The sequence below is a fragment of the Streptomyces umbrinus genome (assembly GCF_030817415.1).
GTDB lineage: Bacteria > Actinomycetota > Actinomycetes > Streptomycetales > Streptomycetaceae > Streptomyces > Streptomyces umbrinus_A.
This window is the reverse complement of the sequence record NZ_JAUSZI010000001.1, coordinates 19,696-36,657: the sequence shown is the minus strand read 5'-3', so window position 1 is coordinate 36,657 and position 16,962 is coordinate 19,696. Positions and strand designations below refer to the sequence as shown.

At 70.3% G+C, this 16,962-nt stretch carries 24 protein-coding genes; 21 read left to right on the top strand and 3 right to left on the bottom strand.

Annotated features, from left to right (window positions below):
* The first annotated feature begins 36 nt into the window (after nt 1–36).
* The 7 genes from QF035_RS00230 (at nt 37) to QF035_RS00200 (ending at nt 5,659) form a co-directional block, all read left to right on the top strand.
* The gene (locus QF035_RS00230) at nt 37–1,110 is read left to right on the top strand and encodes a hypothetical protein (protein WP_307517320.1); all 1,074 of its coding nucleotides are present in this window, start codon (nt 37–39) and stop codon (nt 1,108–1,110) included.
* Nucleotides 1,107–3,272, top strand: coding sequence for a hypothetical protein (locus QF035_RS00225; RefSeq protein WP_307517319.1), 2,166 nt, complete (start codon nt 1,107–1,109; stop codon nt 3,270–3,272). The genes QF035_RS00230 and QF035_RS00225 overlap by 4 nt, the downstream gene beginning before the upstream one ends.
* Nucleotides 3,273–3,444: 172 nt before the next feature.
* Nucleotides 3,445–3,663 carry a hypothetical protein gene (locus QF035_RS00220; protein WP_307517318.1) on the top strand — a complete coding sequence of 73 codons (219 nt, stop codon included), beginning with the start codon at nt 3,445–3,447 and terminating at the stop codon, nt 3,661–3,663.
* A 214-nt stretch (nt 3,664–3,877) separates the two neighbouring features.
* On the top strand, nt 3,878–4,360 hold the full coding sequence (locus QF035_RS00215) for an RRQRL motif-containing zinc-binding protein (RefSeq protein ID WP_307517317.1): 483 nt from the start codon (nt 3,878–3,880) through the stop codon (nt 4,358–4,360).
* On the top strand, nt 4,357–4,560 hold the full coding sequence (locus QF035_RS00210; RefSeq protein WP_307517316.1) for a hypothetical protein: 204 nt from the start codon (nt 4,357–4,359) through the stop codon (nt 4,558–4,560). The genes QF035_RS00215 and QF035_RS00210 overlap by 4 nt, the downstream gene beginning before the upstream one ends.
* A gap of 18 nt (nt 4,561–4,578) precedes the next feature.
* Nucleotides 4,579–5,037, top strand: coding sequence for a Pycsar system effector family protein (locus QF035_RS00205; protein ID WP_307517315.1), 459 nt, complete (start codon nt 4,579–4,581; stop codon nt 5,035–5,037).
* A gap of 112 nt (nt 5,038–5,149) precedes the next feature.
* Nucleotides 5,150–5,659 carry a hypothetical protein gene (locus tag QF035_RS00200; protein ID WP_307517314.1) on the top strand — a complete coding sequence of 170 codons (510 nt, stop codon included), beginning with the start codon at nt 5,150–5,152 and terminating at the stop codon, nt 5,657–5,659.
* Between the two features lie 27 nt (nt 5,660–5,686).
* On the opposite strand, the gene QF035_RS00195 is transcribed toward QF035_RS00200, so the two are convergent.
* Nucleotides 5,687–5,842 carry a hypothetical protein gene (locus QF035_RS00195; protein WP_307517313.1) on the bottom strand — a complete coding sequence of 52 codons (156 nt, stop codon included), beginning with the start codon at nt 5,840–5,842 and terminating at the stop codon, nt 5,687–5,689.
* 311 nt (nt 5,843–6,153) lie between these two features.
* Between QF035_RS00195 and QF035_RS00190 the strand changes: the two genes are divergently transcribed.
* From QF035_RS00190 to QF035_RS00155, 8 genes are all read left to right on the top strand, one after another.
* Nucleotides 6,154–6,363: a hypothetical protein gene (locus QF035_RS00190; RefSeq protein ID WP_307517311.1), complete on the top strand. Its 210-nt coding sequence runs from the start codon at nt 6,154–6,156 to the stop codon at nt 6,361–6,363.
* 57 nt (nt 6,364–6,420) lie between these two features.
* Nucleotides 6,421–6,696, top strand: coding sequence for a hypothetical protein (locus QF035_RS00185; RefSeq protein WP_307517310.1), 276 nt, complete (start codon nt 6,421–6,423; stop codon nt 6,694–6,696).
* Between the two features lie 199 nt (nt 6,697–6,895).
* Nucleotides 6,896–7,597, top strand: a complete 702-nt coding sequence (locus QF035_RS00180; RefSeq protein WP_307517309.1) for a GGDEF domain-containing protein — start codon at nt 6,896–6,898, stop codon at nt 7,595–7,597.
* Complete coding sequence (locus QF035_RS00175) at nt 7,594–7,875, top strand: hypothetical protein (RefSeq protein WP_307517308.1); 282 nt, start codon at nt 7,594–7,596, stop codon at nt 7,873–7,875. Before QF035_RS00180 ends, QF035_RS00175 begins: the two co-directional genes overlap by 4 nt.
* Before the next feature lie 57 nt (nt 7,876–7,932).
* Nucleotides 7,933–8,259, top strand: a complete 327-nt coding sequence (locus QF035_RS00170) for a WhiB family transcriptional regulator (RefSeq protein WP_307517306.1) — start codon at nt 7,933–7,935, stop codon at nt 8,257–8,259.
* Nucleotides 8,259–10,052 (top strand): DNA cytosine methyltransferase, encoded by a 1,794-nt coding sequence (locus QF035_RS00165; RefSeq protein WP_307517305.1) that lies wholly within the window; start codon nt 8,259–8,261, stop codon nt 10,050–10,052. The genes QF035_RS00170 and QF035_RS00165 overlap by 1 nt, the downstream gene beginning before the upstream one ends.
* Before the next feature lie 77 nt (nt 10,053–10,129).
* The gene (locus QF035_RS00160; protein WP_307517304.1) at nt 10,130–10,618 is read left to right on the top strand and encodes an ATP-binding protein; all 489 of its coding nucleotides are present in this window, start codon (nt 10,130–10,132) and stop codon (nt 10,616–10,618) included.
* A 193-nt stretch (nt 10,619–10,811) separates the two neighbouring features.
* Nucleotides 10,812–11,477 (top strand): hypothetical protein, encoded by a 666-nt coding sequence (locus tag QF035_RS00155; RefSeq protein WP_307517303.1) that lies wholly within the window; start codon nt 10,812–10,814, stop codon nt 11,475–11,477.
* A gap of 29 nt (nt 11,478–11,506) precedes the next feature.
* Here the strand turns inward: QF035_RS00155 and QF035_RS00150 are convergent, their stop codons facing one another.
* The gene (locus QF035_RS00150) at nt 11,507–11,746 is read right to left on the bottom strand and encodes a hypothetical protein (RefSeq protein WP_307517302.1); all 240 of its coding nucleotides are present in this window, start codon (nt 11,744–11,746) and stop codon (nt 11,507–11,509) included.
* Here QF035_RS00150 and QF035_RS00145 point away from each other — a divergent pair.
* Together QF035_RS00145 and dnaN are read left to right on the top strand one after the other, a co-directional pair.
* Entirely contained in the window at nt 11,745–12,110 is a 366-nt protein-coding gene (locus QF035_RS00145) for a hypothetical protein (RefSeq protein ID WP_307517301.1), read from the top strand. The genes QF035_RS00150 and QF035_RS00145 overlap by 2 nt on opposite strands.
* Nucleotides 12,111–12,216: 106 nt before the next feature.
* A complete protein-coding gene (dnaN, locus tag QF035_RS00140) occupies nt 12,217–13,350 on the top strand; it encodes a DNA polymerase III subunit beta (RefSeq protein WP_307517299.1) in 1,134 nt (377 codons plus the stop codon).
* A gap of 119 nt (nt 13,351–13,469) precedes the next feature.
* Here dnaN and QF035_RS00135 read toward each other — a convergent pair whose 3' ends face one another.
* The gene (locus tag QF035_RS00135; protein ID WP_307517297.1) at nt 13,470–13,940 is read right to left on the bottom strand and encodes a peptidoglycan-binding domain-containing protein; all 471 of its coding nucleotides are present in this window, start codon (nt 13,938–13,940) and stop codon (nt 13,470–13,472) included.
* 623 nt (nt 13,941–14,563) lie between these two features.
* On the opposite strand from QF035_RS00135, the gene QF035_RS00130 reads away from it, so the two are divergent.
* The 4 genes from QF035_RS00130 to QF035_RS00115 are packed head-to-tail and all read left to right on the top strand — an operon-like array spanning nt 14,564 to nt 16,746.
* On the top strand, nt 14,564–14,938 hold the full coding sequence (locus QF035_RS00130; protein ID WP_307517296.1) for a hypothetical protein: 375 nt from the start codon (nt 14,564–14,566) through the stop codon (nt 14,936–14,938).
* On the top strand, nt 14,931–15,935 hold the full coding sequence (locus tag QF035_RS00125; protein WP_307517295.1) for a DUF5131 family protein: 1,005 nt from the start codon (nt 14,931–14,933) through the stop codon (nt 15,933–15,935). The genes QF035_RS00130 and QF035_RS00125 overlap by 8 nt, the downstream gene beginning before the upstream one ends.
* A gap of 5 nt (nt 15,936–15,940) precedes the next feature.
* Nucleotides 15,941–16,183, top strand: a complete 243-nt coding sequence (locus QF035_RS00120; RefSeq protein WP_307517293.1) for a hypothetical protein — start codon at nt 15,941–15,943, stop codon at nt 16,181–16,183.
* Nucleotides 16,180–16,746, top strand: coding sequence for a hypothetical protein (locus QF035_RS00115; RefSeq protein WP_307517291.1), 567 nt, complete (start codon nt 16,180–16,182; stop codon nt 16,744–16,746). The genes QF035_RS00120 and QF035_RS00115 overlap by 4 nt, the downstream gene beginning before the upstream one ends.
* Nucleotides 16,747–16,962 lie beyond the last annotated feature (216 nt).

Here is a 16,962-nt window from a genome sequence, read left to right as displayed (position 1 = left end):
CCCTTTCGCAGCCACACACTTGAGGAGGTTCCATCCGTGTACTCCCTGACCCCCGGCTACCGCATTCCCGCCCTCCAGCGCGGACTCAGCCCCGTCGAATCCCTGCTGACGAAAGCGAACGCCGGGGTCGGGGGCGCCGTCCTGATGTCGGCGATGCTCACCCCACCCCCGATCTGGACGTTCGGCGCGGTCGGCGCGGCCGCGGCGCTGCTGAACCTGGCGCCGGGCCCGCGCTCGATTGCCCGGTGGGCGAGTGTCGGCTACCGGCACCTGCGCGAGCACACCACCCCCGACGCCATGGCCGGCCACGCGGGAGCGACCACGACCTGGCAGCTGTACCCGCAGCACGGCACCATGCAGGACCCGCAGCTGCGGGCCGCATTCCACGAGGCGTTCGCCCGCGCGCTGACGTTCGCCGGTGACCAAGCCCGCCAGGCGGGCGTGCAGGTGCACGTCACCCACCACTCCACAGCCCGCGAGCACACCACCCACACCCAGACGATCTCCGTTCACGTGCCCAAGGGTTTGGTCGGTCACCCGGGCCGGATCCTCGACAGCCTGGCGGGTGAGTTCGCCGCCCTGGGGGCGCTGACCCCGCTCACCCCCGGGCCGGTTCCCACCGTGACCGGCCGTGGGTCTGGCTGGGTCGCTCTGGACGACGGCCGCCACGCGGCCACGGCCCGCATCACCGCCTGGCCCGAAGAGACCAGCGGCGACCTCATGCCGAAGCTGCTGCTGGGTCCGGGGGCCGACCGGTCCGTCGCGGTGCTGTACCGGCCGCTGCCGGCGGGACAGTCCCGCCGGTCCGCGAAGTGGCAGCGCGCCGCGAGCGAGGCCTTCACCAACGACAAAGTGAAGGCCGACGCGCAGGACATGGCCAGCGGGACGACACACGGCGAGCTGGTCAACGGCGCGACCCTCGTCGACGTCGACGCCTACCTGACCGTGTGGGCCGACAGCCCCGAGACCGTCACCGACGCCCGCTGGCAGGCCTCGCTCGCGGCCGACCGGCACCGCATCCGTCTCGACTGGCTCGCGGGCCAGCAGCACCGCGCCCACGTGATGACCAGCCCGCACGGAGCCTCCACACGGAAAGGGGCAATCCTGTGATTCGTCTGCCCACCACCCACGCCGCGATCACGGCTCCGCTGGTCGCCTCCAGCGCCCGCTTTCCCGGTATCCCGATCGGTCGGTCCCTGCTGGACGGACGGCCCTTCCACCTCTCCCCCGTCCAGACCTCCGACAGGCTGCTGCCGTCGACGAACGTGCTCGCGCTGGGAGGTCTCGGCTCCGGCAAGAGCACCACCGCAAAGACCCGTCTGCACCGCGAGATCCGCGACCACGGCCACCAGGCCGTCGTCATCGATAGTTTCGGCGAGGACGCCAGCGGCGAGTGGGCGCCGCTCGCGCGCTCCCTGGGAGGCCGGGTCATCGAGGCCGGCTCGTTCACCCTGAACCCGGTCAGTGAACTGTTCCCGACCGAGGTGCGTGAGCAGCTGGTCCGGTCGCTGATCCTGGCGGTCGAGCCGGGCGCGCTCACCCACCAGGCCACCCACGCACTTCAGCACGCGCTGACCCACCCGAAAGCGACCTCGCTCAACGGGGTCGTGGACGCCCTGGTCAGCCCGGAAGACGGCCGCTGGCCGGCCGCGAAACTGACCGAGTGGGGCGAGGGCGCCGCGATCGGCCTGTCCCGCTTCACCGAAGGCTCGCTCCGTGGTCTCTTCGACGGCCAGGACGCGACCCTGCCCGAAACGGACCTGCCGATCATCTCCTTCGACTTCTCCCACCTGGACCGCAACAGTCCCGCGATCCCGTCGCTGATGGCCGCGGTGTCCTGCTGGGCAGAGCATGTGTGGCTGCGTCAGTCGACCGCCGTGCACCGGCACCTGGTGCTCGAAGAGGCCTGGCAGATCCTGCTGTCCCCGGCCACCTCCGAGCTGATCCAGCGGCTGCTGAAGAACTCGCGGAAAGCGGGGCTGTCGCTGGACGTGGTGATGCACACGCTGTCCGACCTGGGTGACGGCAAGGCCCAGGACCTGGCGCGGCTGTGCGAGATCGCCCACGTCGGACGCCTGGGCCCGGAAGAGGCCGCGATCGTCGGCGGCCTGCTCGGACTGCCCGCCTGGGCAGTCGACAGGATCCCCACCCTCGATCCGGGACAGGCCGTGTGGAAGGTCGGCCCCGACTACGTCGACATCGTCCAGACCATCCTGACCACGGACGAAGCCACGCTCACGGACACGTCGTCGCGGCGCCGCATGGCACAGCAGTCCCTGACCGCCGAACCGGGCGCCTCGGCAGAACCGGTCCCGGAGCTGATCGAGGACGCCAGGGTCGACGCCGACCCGACCGCTGACCCGGGCGAGGACCTGGACCTGTACGCGCCGTTCACGGCAGATAACGACGACTGGGACTGGGAGTCGATGCCGCCGAACGTCATCAACGACCTTGCCCGGCACGAGTCTGTCCTCCAGGCCGCGATGGAAGGCCGGTTCAACGAGGCCGCTCAGCTGGCAGCCGTCTGCGAGCGGGAGGACATCACCACTCACGGGCTCAACTCCGGCCAGGCCCTTGCCTGGACGGAGACCCGGGCCCAAGTGGCAGAACTGCAAGGCGATCCCGGACATGCCGCGCAGCTGCGCGCTACCGTCGCCGGCATGGGTAACGACCGTGACGCCGAGTGGTTCGAGAAGAGCGGCGGCTCCCCGGCATGGCACAGCGTCCCCGAGCCGCCCGCACCCCTACCGACGCCTGGTGACGGACAGCCTGAGCGAGGGCGTCGGCGTACCTGGCCCTACGTTGCCGCGGTCGCGGCCCTGTCCATCGCGGCTGGGGGCGTGTGGCAGCACTCTCAGAACGAGCAGGAAACCCAGGACCGCAAAGAGAAGGCCGCCGCGTACAAGGGCAGGTCAGGCGCAGCGCTGCACATCGACGGGGTCAAAGCGGACGTCGTGGCGCACTGGAACAGTGACAGGGATCGCGTCATCCTGGAACTGCGCAGCTACTTCGATCGCAACGCCAGGTATCTGCGCATCGACTCCTCAGGAGAGAGTGCCCAGAGCACCCTCGGAAACGACCGCTGGTTCCCCAAAACTCCTGAGATCGCCCTGCCGGTCGAAGACCCACTCGCCGACGTGACCGTCCGGATCGCGATCGGCGGAAAGGCCTGGAAGAAAGGCGACCGGGCAGAATCCCGCTCAATCCGCCTGTCCCCCACCGGGATCGCGTACAACGCGGAGACCGGAGAGAAGCTCCCGTCCGATCTCTGACGGACGTTCCGCTGTTGCGGAGGGCCCGCACCCCGAGGGTGCGGGCCCTCTCACGTGTTCGCTTCCGGGCATTCCGCCTGGTCCTCGCCTCACCGTGCTCCGGCGCGGGGCGCGAGGTCCGGACAGGCCTCCCGGCACACGCACCACCTCACCGATCGCAAGGAGCTCCGTCATGCCGTGGACCCGGTCCACCCCCACCACCCCGGTCCGGGGCTGGTTCATACCTGAGCCGCCCAAGCGCAGGATGCCGCTCCTGGTGCGCCTCGCGCTGATCGCCCTGATCGTGATCGCCGTCGTCCTGGCCTCCAAGAGCGGCGAGAGCGTCCCGGCGACCACGCCGTCTCCGGCCGCCACGATCCCGGCCCGCATGCCCGCCCCGGACGCGTCGTAGCCCGGCCGCCTCCACCGCTGCTTGCCGCACCGCACCACCGCGCCCGCCGACGAACACTTCGTCGGCGGGCGCGGCTGTCTCTGCTCCAACCTCTGGAGGAACCCGCCGTGCTCATCCCCCGCCCGCGCCGCCGGATCGGCCGACCCCGCCCCTTTCGGCCCGGCCCCCGCTACCCGCGGCGTCCGGCCCGGCTACCCAGCCCTTGGAGGCGGTGATGCCCCGCTCCCGGACCAGGAAGAGGCGCCACCGCGAGATCAAGCGGGTGCCCCGCAGCCGCGCGACCCTGCCGGAATACGATCGCGGCGCCGTCCCTGAAGGGCTGGTTACCTGGCGCCAGCTGAGGGATTTGAACCTCAGCCCGGGCGACAACCGCGGCCCGGACGGCAACCGTGGGCCGGTCGCGATTCTGCGCTGCGCGTGGTGCGGCTACCGGCCGCAGTATTCGTGCAACCACCCCACCCGGGGCCGGCTGTTCCGCGTCGACCTGGCGAAGCCGAAGCGGACGCCGACGCTGGCTCAGGAACGGGCGCTGGACCGTGCGATGGCCGCCCGGCAGACCTGCCCGAAGTGCAAGCGCCGCTACTACTTCTGCCTGCCCCTGCGCAGGTTCGGCTGCTGCCTGGAATGCCACGACGGCACCCCGGCCGACCCGACCACGTACACCGCTGCCCCGGCCACGCACTCGCTGGCCGCGTGACCGACGAACCCGCTCCGACAGAAGAGGACATTCGCATGGGCTTCATCGCCGACAAGACCGCCGAACTCCGGGCCGCCGTACAGGCCGGCGACAGCGGCCGCGCCGCTGAGGTCATCACGGAGACCGTCCTGGAGAACGACCGCCCCTTCGAGGAAACGATCGCCGACATGACCGCCACCGACCGCCGGCAGCACGGCTGAGAAGAGGAGCCACTGCCCATGACCACGGTCCCCGACTCCCACGTCGACACGAACCTGGACACCGCCTGCGCCGCGGTCGGCAGCGAGATCGCCCGCACCGACGGCAAGTCGAGTCTGTTGCTCGCCTTCACCGGAGCCTGCCTCGCCGGACTCACCTCCCTCGCCAACAACCAGCTGCCGGGTGTCACGCGGGTCTTCGGCGCGGCCGGCGTGCTCGCCCTGGCCGCCGCGGCCGTGCTGCTGCTCCTGGTCGTGAGGCCGCGTCTGCGCGGCGACGACCGGGCGTCGTTCCCGTACTGGGCAGGCATGGACGAAGACGGGATCCGCGCCTGCATGGACGGCGACACTCGGGCCGCCCGCATCCAGGTCCTGTCCCTCATCGCCGTGCAGAAGTTCACGTACCTGCGGCGTGCGGTCGACCTGATCCTGACCGCTCTCGCCCTCCTGCTGGTGGCCGCGATCGGCGCTCTGGCCTGACGGTCCCGCGTCCCGCCCCGCACCATGCCGCCGATCGCGGAGGCCGGTGCGGGGCCGGGCGCAGGACCGGACAGCCCGGCCCGCGCACAACCCCACCCGGACAGGAGAGCCAATGGCCGACACCCTGCACACCCCGGCCCGCCCGTACGATCCGCACTCCCCGCTGGCCCACCTGATGGAGCTCGCCGCCGAGGCCGTCGACGAGGGCTCCGAGGAAGAAGAACGCGACACAGCCGAGACGAGCGCAGCGCACTGGGTCTACCGCGCCTACACCTACTCGCTCGCTCAGGCCGTCGACCCCGACACCTGGCAGGGCTACCCCACCGTGCGCGAGCACGGAACCCGCCGCTTCGAGGCGTCCGCGGTGGCGAGCCTGGGCGGCGGCCTGTGGCTGCACCACACGCTGCACATCACGGAGGCCGACGGGGCGAGCGACGTGCTGACGCTGATCGTGCCGTGCACCTGCGGCCGCGGCTACACCGACATCGTCCTCGACACGGAAGAGGTCCTCCTGGAACTCCTCGCGGAGCTCCGGCCCACCCACGGCCTGTCCCTGCACGACGACCGCACCCCGGACTGCCACAGCGTCCAGCCGGTGCCTGCGCTGGGTGGCCGGCCGTAGCCACGGCACCTTCGGCAGCCGCCTCACTCAGTCGTCGTCATCCCAGTCGTCCGGCTCGTTGCGTTCTGCTGCCGCGTCGGCCCGCTCATCGAATCCCGACACTGCGGTCGGACTCTCCGGGTCCCGCGCCGCGGCATCGCCGATGCGGTCGGCTGACTCACGGTCCATCGGTGTGGATGCCATACGTCCATGCTCAGCCCGAACCACGGCGTCAGCCACTGGGTACCGGCCCGGGACCCCGGGGACGGCCGCAGCATCGGCTAGGTGTGGTGTCTCGGGACGTTGGTTACACGAAGTCTTCGAACGAGAGCTGCTGTGGGATGTCTACGGCTTGGCGTCCTTCGACCAGCTGCACGGCACCGGCGACGCGAAAGTCCTGGTCAGAGCCCCGGACTGAAAATCTTGAAGAATGTACCCCCCTAGGGTTGACCGTACCCCCTTAGGGGGGTACATTTACATGTGTAAGGACGACAACAGCAGAGAGGGCAGCGGAGATGAAGACCTACCAGATCGAGATCAAGAACGCCGACAAGACCCCGGTCAAGCGGTTCTACTTCAAGGTCGACGAGGACACCGCCTACGAGATGTTCGACGAGTGGGCCGCCCGCTACGACAGCACCCACAAGTTGGAGCTCAGCGACCGGCGGACCGGCCGGTTAGTCCTCGAAGGCCGGCAGAGCGGATACGCGGAGTTCATGAACTAGACCAACCGAGGGGGCCGGGAAACCGGCCCCCTCCCGCACGAAGAAACGAGAACGCCCATGACTAGGCCGGCCACACTCCCCGAACTCATCACCGCGCTCCAGCAGCTCGCCGCGCTGCCTCCCCTCGAACGGGCCCGCCGCGCCCCCGAACTGATCGACGTCGCCAAGGGCGCGCTCGCCCACGAGCGTGGCGCCGCCATCGCCGAAGCCGTCGACAGCGGCGACTGGACCCAGGCCGAGATCGCCCGGGAGTTGGGCAAGTCGCGGCAGAAGATCGGCGACATGCTCGCCGCCTACCGAGCGATGAGCAAGGCCGGGGCACCAACCTCCTGAGATGGCACAGCTAGGAGGCAGGCCGGCCGCCCCGGATGCTTCCCGTCTCCGTCGCGAGACGACAAGCACCTTCCAGCACGCCCGACCGCCTGGTCAGACCAGGAACGAATGATCAAAGACAAGAGGCGCACCCCCAAGCCTGGACAGCCGGGGTGCGCCTCTCCCATGCCCGCCCGCAAGGGCGAGAACGGAGACCATCATGCCCGGATCCGGCGCCTTACGGCTGCCGTCCCGCACACTCGTCATCGCCGCAACCGCGGTGCCGCTCGCCCTGGCGGTCCTCGCGGACGACGTCCGCGTACGCCGCCAGCTGCACACCGCCCGCCGCGACCCGCTCACCGGCCTGCCCGGCCGCGACATCCTCATCGACCGGGTCGACCGGCTTGCCCGCGCCCGCCGCGAGTACTTGCACGTCCTGGTCGCCGACGTCGACGGCCTGAAGACCGTCAACGACCGCTTCGGGCACGCCGCCGGTGACGCCCTGATCGCCGCGACCGGCCGTCGCCTGAGTGCGTGGGCCGCCGGCCGGAGCGGGCTCGCCGCCCGCCTGGGTGGTGACGAGTTCGGCGTCGCGCTGCTGCTGCCGCGCGCCGCGGCGGTCCGCGAGGTCCTCGCGCTGCGCGAGGTGCTGGCACAGCCGGTCCATCACGACGGGCAACCGCTGCGCGACATCGAGGGGCAGATCCTGCGCCCGGCGGTGTCCATCGGTATCGCCCGCGCATCCGACCTGCCCGACGCGGCCGGCGCCTCCCGGCTCCTGCGCGGCGCGGACACGGCGATGTATCAGGTCAAGACGGGCCAGCAGCCGCTCGGGTATGTGGCGACCCGTCAGGACGCCTACGCGCCCGCGGTCCACGGCCGCCGCCCAGGCCGCCCCGGCACCCATCTGCCCGCCGCATGACTGCCAGGCCCCGTAAGCCGGAGCCGTTCGAGCCGGGCCTGGTTCCGGCTCCCGGCGAGCTCCTGGTCTGGAAGCACCACCAGCATTTCGACCGCTGGCGGGACCTGCCGTGCGTGCTGTGCACGGAGCCGACGCCGATGCGCTCCCACCGTGACGAACCGGTCCACAAGGTCTGTGCCGAGGAGTGGATCACCGCCAACCCCGTGAAAGCACGGCAGGGCCGGTTTGCCTCCGACCCGCAGCCCAAGCGCGGCAAGGCCGCCGACGACCACGCCTGACGGCGCGGCACCTCTTCTCCCCTCATTCTTCGATCGCTCCGCAAGGAGGGCTCATCCATGCGCACTGCGACCGCACCGGCCCCCGAGGCCGATCCCCGGATCCCCTTCCCCCACACCAACACGACGCTGGCCTGCCGCACGGACCCCGCTCTGTTCGTCCATGAGCTCGGTCAGAACAGCAAGGACGACCGGGACCGCATCGAGCGTGCCCGCACGGCCTGCCGCGGCTGCCCGATCGCGGCCGGCTGCCTCAAGTGGGCGCTCGCCAACCCGAAGTTGACCCCCACCGGCATCTGGGCTGCGACCACCTCCTGGGACCGCGCCGGTCTGCGCCGCCGCCTCCAGCTGCGCCACGGACTCGACTGGGTCGGTGTCGTCGCCTGATGGCCCCCGTGTCCAAGAAGAAGCGCCGCACCGCCACGCACCGGCCGGCCACCAGACGCCGCCGGTTCCGCCACGACGACTACGTCGCCGTCGACTTGTTCTCCGGCTTCGGCGGCCTCACCAAAGGCATTGGGGACGCCGGGTTCACCACGATCATGGCCGCAAACCACGACCCGTACAAAGTCCAGGTCCACGAGGCGAATCACCCCGAGGCCGAGCACTGGATCGCCGACCTGGTCGACCCCGAAGCAGCCGACTACCACGACGCCCGGGACCTCCCCGCAGCGGACCTCCTGGCTGCGGGCGTGAGCTGCACCAGCCATAGCCAGGCAAACACGATCAAGGCATATGAGCAGGGCTTGACCTTGTTCGGCTTCGACGACCCCGACTATGAGGCACGGGTCACGAAGTCCGAGCGGGATCGGGCGACAGCGTCGTGCGTCCTGCACTACGCCGCCAAGCACCACCCGCGGCTGATCCTCGTTGAGTGCACGACGGAACTCACCTCGTGGGGGCCCGCGCTCCCGAACCGCCCGAAGGTCGGCGACGGCAGCACCTACCGGTGGTGGTTGCGGCAGTTCGATCTGCTCAACTACCGGCACAAGGTGCTGTACCTGAACTCGATGTTCTTCGGTGTGCCGCAGTCGCGCGACCGGCTGTACATCGCGTTCTGGGACAAGTCCTTGCCCGCCCCTGACCTCGACCACCGGCCGGTGTCGCGGTGCCTGCACTGCGACAGGGATGTTGAGGCGGTGTGGACGTGGAAGACCGGGGTCCCGGACAGCGGGTCGGTGCGCTACGGCAAGCAGTACAACTACCGGTGCCCGAGCTGCCGCCGTGAAGTCGTCCCGCCGATGACGCCGTCGCTGGCTGCGCTCGATCTAAGCGACCTCGGGATTCGGATCGGCGACAAGCCGGTCAAGACGTTCAAGGACGGGTTCACCGGGCCGCTCGCACGGTCGACGATGGCCCGCGCGGAACGGTGCCGCCAGCGGTTCGCCGACTTCCCCGCGGTGCTCATTCCGTCGCCGGCCGTGCACGGCTCCGGGCGGCATCCGTGGCAGCCGGTGGTGACGCAGACCAGCCGGCAGGAGCCCTCGATGCTGTCGACCGGCGCGATCATCGCCGCCGCCGGGAACACATTCGAGCGTCCGGGATCCAACTGCCGTTCGCGTGGCTTCGACCAGCCGTTGTGGGCTCAGCCTGCCACCAACACCACGGGGCTCCTCACGCCGCCGGTCGCGATCGCGGTCGACAACTTCCAGGGCGGCCCGCGCGGTGTCGGCGAGCCGCTGCCCACCCAGGTCGGCTCGGAGACCCTCGCCGTGGTGTCCTCCGGAGTCGTCCCCTACCGGAAGAACACCGTCCCTGCGGTGCACACCGAGGCGATGCCGACGTTCACTGCCGAGCAGATCCCCGGCGTCGTCTCTGCCGCCGGCTGGTTCAAGCAGAACGGCGCCACAGGGAACGAGACCGCGCCGCACCCGCTCAGTGACCCGCTGGGCACGCTCACCGCCCGCGACACGACTGCTCTGCTCATGGCGCAGTGGCGGGCCGCGCTCACGGATCTGCCGCTTGAGGACTGCTACTTCCGCATGATGGCTGCCCATGAGATCGGCCGAGGCTGCGGCTTCGACGTGAATTTCCGCGACTACCGCGGCACCTTCACCGTCTGGGGTCCCGCCAGCGGCCAGGTCGACGGGTTCGGTAACGCCGTATCCCCGCAGGTCGGAGCGTGGATCGGGTCCCGGCTTCGAGCCGTCATCCACACGTTTGACCGTACTTCCGGCTGACCGCCGCCCACCCGCCCCGAGCGCCGTGCCCGCCGCCGTGCAGGCACGGCCGGGGCCCCTTCCACTGAAAGGACCCGATGCAACCGCTGACCCTGCCCGCCGGCACCGTGTGCGCCCTGGTCGGCCCGCCCGGCTGCGGCAAGTCGACCTTCGCCGCCCGGTACCCCGCCAGCTGGCGCATCTGCCTCGATCTTTACCGGCTGGCCGCGACCGACTCCGAGGCCGACCAGACCGCAACCCCGGTCGCAGCCAAGATCCAGAACCTGCTCCTGGACGCGCGGCTGGCCCGGAACCTCTGCACGATTCTCGACTCCACCAACGTCATGGCGCACGTGAGAGCCGGACTACTGGCCCGCGCCCGCTACTGGCAACGCCCCACCACAGCAGTCCTGTTCGACGTCCCGCTCGCCACGGTGGAGACACAGAACACCGCCCGCGACCGGGTTGTTCCGCCGCACGTCGTACGCGAACTCCATGAGCTGACGCCCACCCGCGAGCAGCTGCTCGCCGAAGGCTTCGGCACCGTCCACCTGGCTTCCGAGCTCGCTGAACCGTCCGTGAGTTGAGCGCACTCTGCGTTGTCCCGGCCGGCTCCCGCAGGGACCGGGACAGTACAGCGGCTGGAGGAGCCCCTCCAGCTGGACCAACTCCAGCGACTTCGACCTCAAGTTCCGCCCTGGGACAGCCGCCTGTGCTTGGCGGCTAGTCGGCTGCCCCGGGCCCATCCATCCCGTACGAGACGAGAGGGAGGACCCCAGTATGGCGTCCCACCTGAGCGCTGCCCCCGTCGCGGACAGCCCACTGCTCACCCGGCTGTCCCGCGAAGCCATCCCCACCGGCACCTACTTCCGCACCCGCACCCCGGCCGGGGCACGGCCGCTGACCTCCCAGCAGCAGCACCACAACCTCCAACTGCTCGCCACGGCCTCCAACCGGCCCAAGACCGTGCCCGACCACGACCGCACTCCGCTGCGCTGCCTGACCATCCGGCCGCCCTGGTCGGACCTGATCGCCATCGAGGACGACCGGGTCGCCAAGCGGATCGAGAACCGCGTCTGGTCCACGCACTGGCGCGGCACCCTGCTCATCCACGCCGGAGCCGAAGTCGACCTCCGGGCCACGACTCTGCCCTATGTACGCGCGAGGCTGGACGACAACTACGAGCCGGTGCGCGGGGCGGTGGTCGCCGTCGCCGACCTCACCGGCATCCACGACGACGACGGGCCGTGCACGTTCTGGTCCGATCCCGGCTGCTTCCACTGGGAGCTCGCGCGGGTGCAGCGGCTGACGACGCCGGTCCCCGCCCGCGGCGCACAGCGCCTGTGGCGCCCCACCCCGAAGCTGCTGCGCCAGATCACCGACGCCAACCCGCACCTGAGCGGCCGACTGACCGCCCCGTACACGGCACAGGGGGCCGGCGCGTGACTGCCACACACACGACACCCCCGAAGCTCTTACGCATTGCCGAGGACGAACTGCAACGCCTGCGCGGCCAGATGGCCGTAGTCGCCGCGTTCATCCACGACCCCACCCACGACCTGTCCGCCCGCCACGCCCTCGCGCGGCGCCTCCAACTCCCCCAGCCCGCACCAACCGGCCCTGCCGTGCAGGCAGTCGAGCGCGGCGAGATCCCCTCGCCCCGCCTCCCGTCGACCACTGAGCACATGCCGCCCTCGAGGAAGGACCCCGAGCATGCAGTCCATCGTTGACCGTCTCATCGGGCCCAAGCGCGCCGCCCGGGTCATCCAGCCTCTGGTCCGCGAGCTGATGACGGACGATCTGCTGCCGGAGACCGTCGCGTACCGGGTCGTCTGCGAGGGCGTCCTCGCCGGGGACCCGTGGCTGCTGGCAGAGCCCGGCCAGGGATGGGCACTGCGTCCCGACGTCACCGACCCGGCCCCCGCACTGCTGGTCATCGTCCGTAGGGACACCGACCAGCTCACCGTCGAAGACCCGTACGGACAGCGCCTCCAGATCCCGCTGTGCGCGCTGTCCGCCTACGAGTTGGAGCAGTGGTGCTGGATGCGACCCGACGACGACCCGCACCACACGCCCTGACGCACTCCCCTCCTTCTGCACCCCCACGGCCCGGGCGGGGCCGCCTGCAACCAGGCGGTCCCGCCCGGACCGTTTCCCGACCATCGACACAGAACAGGACCCCTTCGTGCAGTTCACCGTCGACCACACCGACCTTGCCGCCGCCGTCAGCTACGCCGCTCAAAGCCTGCCCGCCCGGCCGCCCGTCCCCGTGCTGGCCGGTCTGCTCCTGGACGCTGCCGAGGACACGCTGCGCATCAGCGGCTTCGACTACGAGACCTCCACCGACATCACCGTCGCCGCCACCGTTGCCGAGCCCGGCCGCGCTCTCGTGTCGGGTCGGCTGCTCGCCGACATCGCCGCCCGCGTCCGCGGCGTCGTGCAGTTCGAACTTGCCGGGCCCCGCCTGATCCTGTCGGCGGGCAGTGCCCGCTTCACGCTGCCCACCCTGCCGATCGAGGAATACCCGCAGCTCCCCCAGCCCGGACCCGCCTCTGGGACGCTGTCCGGCGGGACGTTCGCCGAAGCCGTCAGCCAGGTCGCCTGCGCGGCCAGCAACGACACCGCGGTTCCGTCCCTCGCCGGAATCTCGCTTGGCCACGACCAGGACGCCGGCACCCTCACGCTCACCGCTACCGACCGCTACCGGTTCGCCGTGCGCACCATCAGCTGGAAACACTGCAACCTGGACGCCGACCACACCGCCCTCGCCCCCGGCAAGGACCTCCTGGACGCCGCCAAGGCAGCTGCCGAAGCCGCCACCCTGGACCTGACGCTGGCCGGGACCCCCGGCGCCAGCGGCCTGTTCACCCTGCGCGACGCCCACCACACCACCACCCTGCGCGGCCTCGAAGGCTCCCTGCCCGCCTACAGTGCGCTGTTCCCCTCCGAGTTTGCTCACACCGCCACGGTGGACATCGCCCCGCTCAAGGAGGCCGTCCAGCGCGTCGCCCTGGTCGCCACCGGGAACACCCCGGTGCGGCTGACCTTCACCACCGACGGCACTCTCGTGCTGGAGGCCGGGACCAGCGACGAAGCCCAGGCCGTCGACAACGTGACCACCGCCCTCGAAGGCGGCGACCTGAACATCGCCTTCAACCCGGGCTTCCTCATCGACGGCCTCAACGCCCTCACCACAGAGGCTGCTGAGGCCGTCGATTTCCACTTCACCTCCAGCGTCAAGCCGGCCATCCTGCGCGGCCACGGCAGCGACGACCAGGGCCTGCGCTACGCGCTCATGCCCGTCCGGCTCACCGGCTGACCGACCGGCCCCTGACGTCTGCGGGGCGGCCGTGGACACCGGCTCCGGCCGCCCCGCAGCACCATCCCGCCCGCACACTCCGAGAAGGGCAAGAGGCGAGCTCCCCATGGTTCTACGCGTCAGTTGACCGACTCGCAGCCGCTGCGGTCACCGTTGATCTCCCGGTATCGCGGAAACTTCAAGTACTCACGACTTTGAGTGCCGTATATGCCGTCAGCGGTGATGCGCTCTTGCTGCTGGGCGGACGCAAGGGCACTGCGAGTGTTCGACCCGAACTCGCCGTCCGTCGCGAGGTTGAACCCATAGCAGGAGTTGAGCGTGAACTGGAGCCACTCCACGCCGAATCCCCTGCTGCCGTAATCCATCCAACAGTTGGCCGTTCTGCTGTAGCTGCCTTCAGGCATGTAAGCCGGCCGAGTGATGGAGTAGCCGGGGGTGACACCGACCGATGTCACCTGATTGACATTGCAGTGCCCGGCATAGGCAGCAGCTGCTGGGGAAGCGAAGACTGCGGAGCCTCCAAGGAGGCTGGCGGTGAGGGCGCCGATTGTCATAACGCCCTTGACTCGTCGGATCGAGCGGATACTCATGGAAATTCCTCTCGTGGATGGGGAGTTGGCCCTGGTGACAGGCGCGCGGTGAGCCTTTCCATCCTTGGTCTGAGCTGGCGTGATGCAGGCAGGGGATGGCCTGGACAAGGCTCGTGATGCGGGTGTGTTAGACCCCTCGCTCTGGCCTCGTCCAGGGACCTTAGGATCATCGTGGGCTTGGGACTGTGTCGTCCGTGCAGGGAACTTCGTCAGTCGTGCAGCGCCTCAAGTTGACGCCACATCAGGCGAGGGTCGCCCTGCAAGTGAGGTCATGCGCGACCGCCATGGCCGGTGTCAGCCCCGTACGACGAGCACCGTAGCCCGGCCCGGTCGCTGAGCGTGCCGGTCGTTTGACCCACAAGGAACAGCCGACCGGACCCACCCCCGGCGATGACGCTTTCCTGCCCCTACGCACCACTGTCGTCCTGGCCCACCACCGAGTCTGCTGAAGCCGTCGACTTCCACTTCACCTCCAGCGTTCAAGCCGGCCATCCAGCGACGAACAGGGCCTGCGCTACGCGCTCATGCCCGTCCGTCTCACCCGCTGACCCCAACCCGCCCCGCCCGGGGCGGCCGCCACCGCGCGGGCCGCCCCGGGCTTCACCACGTCCAGGAAGGGACCCATGCGTCACCACACCGCCCACACCACCGTCTCCCGCCCGTCGATCGTTGTCCTGTGCGGATCGACCCGATTCTGGGAGCAGTTCACCGAAGCCGCCCTGTACGAGACCGTGGCCGGCCGGATCGTCCTCGCCCCCGGCTGCAACCTCAAAGAGCAGCACCCCCTGTGGGACACCGCCGCCAAAGCGGACCGCCTCAAGCAGGTCCTGGACGACCTGCACCTGCGGAAGATCGACCTCGCCGACGAAGTCCTCGTGGTCAACCCCGGCGGCTACATCGGCGACAGCACCCGCCGCGAGATCGACTACGCCCGCAGTATCGGCAAGCCCATCCGCTACACCCACCCCGCACCCGACGGGGAGGCGAGCCGTGGCTGACACCACCGGCATCGAGTGGACCGACAGCACGTGGAATCCGGTCACCGGCTGTACGAAGATCTCCGACGGATGCACGCACTGCTACGCGGCGACCTTCGCCGAACGGTGGCGCGGCATCCCGGGCCACCACTTCGAGGCCGGCTTCGACATCATCCTGCGCCCCGAACGCCTGCGGCTGCCGATGACCTGGACCAAGCCCCGCCGGATCTTCCTCGACTCCATGTCCGACCTGTTCCACCAGGACATCCCCGACACGTACATCGCCCAAGTCTTCGCGATCATGGCGCTCACCCCGCGCCACACCTACCAGGTCCTCACCAAGAGGCACGCGCGCATGAAGGCGCTGCTGTCCCGGGCGACGTTCTGGCACGACGTCGCGCAGCAGGGCCGCGAGCACTTCGCCCGCTGCCAGGAGGACTGGCTCGCAGCCGGCGCGATGCTGGGAGGCAAGCCGCTGCCCAACGTGTGGCTGGGAGTCTCGGTCGAAGACCAGAAATGGGCCGACATCCGGATCCCCGCCCTGCTGGGAACCCCGGCCGCCGTACGGTTCCTCTCCTGCGAACCGCTGTTGGGGCCCGTCAACCTCAAACGGGCCGTCATCACCATGGGCAGCGAACGCGGTCACGGGCTCACCGCCTCCTACGTCCACGCCGCCGGCTGCTGCGAGAGCGGCCTCCACGGCATCGACTGGGTGATCGCGGGAGGAGAGAGCGGACCCGGGGCACGCCCCATGCACCCACAGTGGGCCCGCCACCTGCGTGATCAGTGCACATGGGCAGGAGTGCCGTTCTTCCTCAAGCAATGGGGAGAACACGCCCCCGAGGACCACGGACACGACCGCGGCGCCATCACCCTCATCGACACCCAGGGCCGCACCTGGAACGGCAGGGAGGCCCTCGCCCCACCCGACGCTGTCCGTATGCGCCGCGTGGGCAAGAAGGCAGCCGGACGGCTCCTGGACGGCGCGAGCTACGACGCTGCCCCGGCCGCCCGGTGAGTGGCATGACCGGCCGGGTGTACCTCGAACGCGGCCGTCCCGTCACCGTCGTCACCCCGTACTGCGCCCGTCGCGCCCCCGAACTCACCGGCGACTGGCTGCACTTCCAGTGGCCCGGCCGGCGCCCCGCTGCCGGGCCGCGCAACGTGGCGATCCGCCGCGCCGACGGATCCACCACGGTCCGCCCCTTCCGGGGCCTGACCCGGCCCCCGAGCCACCCCAACGCATCTGAGGAGAACAGCCGATGACCGGCCCCACCACCGACCAGCCCGTCGTACCGGGCTGGCTTGCCGCCGCCGAAGCCGCCCACCAGGAGCAGCAGATCGACATCGTGGCCCAGGGCCTGCTGCGTGCCCGGCGCCACGCCGACCTGATCAACACGCGCCTCGCCGACCTTGGCATCGAGCCGATCGCGGCCGCCGGCATCGACGGCTCCGGCAAGTTGCGGCCCGCCCACCTGACCGACGCCGATTTCGACGGGGACCCCTACTACGAGGTGCGCGCGGCGTGGAGCGAGGACGACAGGGAAGTCGAACTGCACACCGCCGACTGGGAGGACGACCGCCCGGTCTTCGGACGGGTCGGGCTGCTGACCTCGCTGGCCGACATCGCCGCAGCCCGCCGTCAACTCCCCGTGTTCCCTGCCCCTCCACGCGAGTACCGCCGGGAGGCGATCCGGGCGATGGACGGCCTCAACGTCGACCATCTCAACGACGCCGGCGCCGAAGCGATCGCGACGGCCATCCACGGCAACACCGCGGCGCTGCTGCACCTCGCCGACACCATCGCCCGCACCAGCACCACCATCTGAAGGCCCCGGACAGGGCTCGCCGTGCTGCACAGCGACGAAGCCTTCGAGGACGCGCTGCGCCACCTCCTCATGCCCGTCCCTCTCTCAGGCTGACCACCACCCACCCGTGCCCCGGCCCCGCTTCGGCGGGCCGGGGCACCGCCATGCCTGCGGGGCGGCCGCCGACACCGGCCGCCCCGCAGCACGACACCGGCACCCGCCGACGCCAGCACCTTC

What these genes read in the sequence shown, in the direction of transcription:
- QF035_RS00145 (WP_307517301.1), top strand. Translation starts at nt 11,745, where the DNA reads ATGCAGTCCATCGTTGACCGTCTCATCGGGCCCAAGCGCGCCGCCCGG.
- QF035_RS00120 (WP_307517293.1), top strand. Translation starts at nt 15,941, where the DNA reads ATGACCGGCCGGGTGTACCTCGAACGCGGCCGTCCCGTCACCGTCGTC.
- QF035_RS00180 (WP_307517309.1), top strand. Translation starts at nt 6,896, where the DNA reads ATGCCCGGATCCGGCGCCTTACGGCTGCCGTCCCGCACACTCGTCATC.
- QF035_RS00115 (WP_307517291.1), top strand. Translation starts at nt 16,180, where the DNA reads ATGACCGGCCCCACCACCGACCAGCCCGTCGTACCGGGCTGGCTTGCC.
- QF035_RS00195 (WP_307517313.1), bottom strand. Translation starts at nt 5,842, where the DNA reads ATGGCATCCACACCGATGGACCGTGAGTCAGCCGACCGCATCGGCGAT.
- QF035_RS00215 (WP_307517317.1), top strand. Translation starts at nt 3,878, where the DNA reads ATGCCCCGCTCCCGGACCAGGAAGAGGCGCCACCGCGAGATCAAGCGG.
- QF035_RS00170 (WP_307517306.1), top strand. Translation starts at nt 7,933, where the DNA reads ATGCGCACTGCGACCGCACCGGCCCCCGAGGCCGATCCCCGGATCCCC.
- QF035_RS00205 (WP_307517315.1), top strand. Translation starts at nt 4,579, where the DNA reads ATGACCACGGTCCCCGACTCCCACGTCGACACGAACCTGGACACCGCC.
- QF035_RS00200 (WP_307517314.1), top strand. Translation starts at nt 5,150, where the DNA reads ATGGCCGACACCCTGCACACCCCGGCCCGCCCGTACGATCCGCACTCC.
- QF035_RS00150 (WP_307517302.1), bottom strand. Translation starts at nt 11,746, where the DNA reads ATGCTCGGGGTCCTTCCTCGAGGGCGGCATGTGCTCAGTGGTCGACGG.
- QF035_RS00165 (WP_307517305.1), top strand. Translation starts at nt 8,259, where the DNA reads ATGGCCCCCGTGTCCAAGAAGAAGCGCCGCACCGCCACGCACCGGCCG.
- QF035_RS00160 (WP_307517304.1), top strand. Translation starts at nt 10,130, where the DNA reads ATGCAACCGCTGACCCTGCCCGCCGGCACCGTGTGCGCCCTGGTCGGC.
- QF035_RS00130 (WP_307517296.1), top strand. Translation starts at nt 14,564, where the DNA reads ATGCGTCACCACACCGCCCACACCACCGTCTCCCGCCCGTCGATCGTT.
- QF035_RS00175 (WP_307517308.1), top strand. Translation starts at nt 7,594, where the DNA reads ATGACTGCCAGGCCCCGTAAGCCGGAGCCGTTCGAGCCGGGCCTGGTT.
- QF035_RS00135 (WP_307517297.1), bottom strand. Translation starts at nt 13,940, where the DNA reads ATGAGTATCCGCTCGATCCGACGAGTCAAGGGCGTTATGACAATCGGC.
- QF035_RS00220 (WP_307517318.1), top strand. Translation starts at nt 3,445, where the DNA reads ATGCCGTGGACCCGGTCCACCCCCACCACCCCGGTCCGGGGCTGGTTC.
- QF035_RS00190 (WP_307517311.1), top strand. Translation starts at nt 6,154, where the DNA reads ATGAAGACCTACCAGATCGAGATCAAGAACGCCGACAAGACCCCGGTC.
- QF035_RS00155 (WP_307517303.1), top strand. Translation starts at nt 10,812, where the DNA reads ATGGCGTCCCACCTGAGCGCTGCCCCCGTCGCGGACAGCCCACTGCTC.
- QF035_RS00185 (WP_307517310.1), top strand. Translation starts at nt 6,421, where the DNA reads ATGACTAGGCCGGCCACACTCCCCGAACTCATCACCGCGCTCCAGCAG.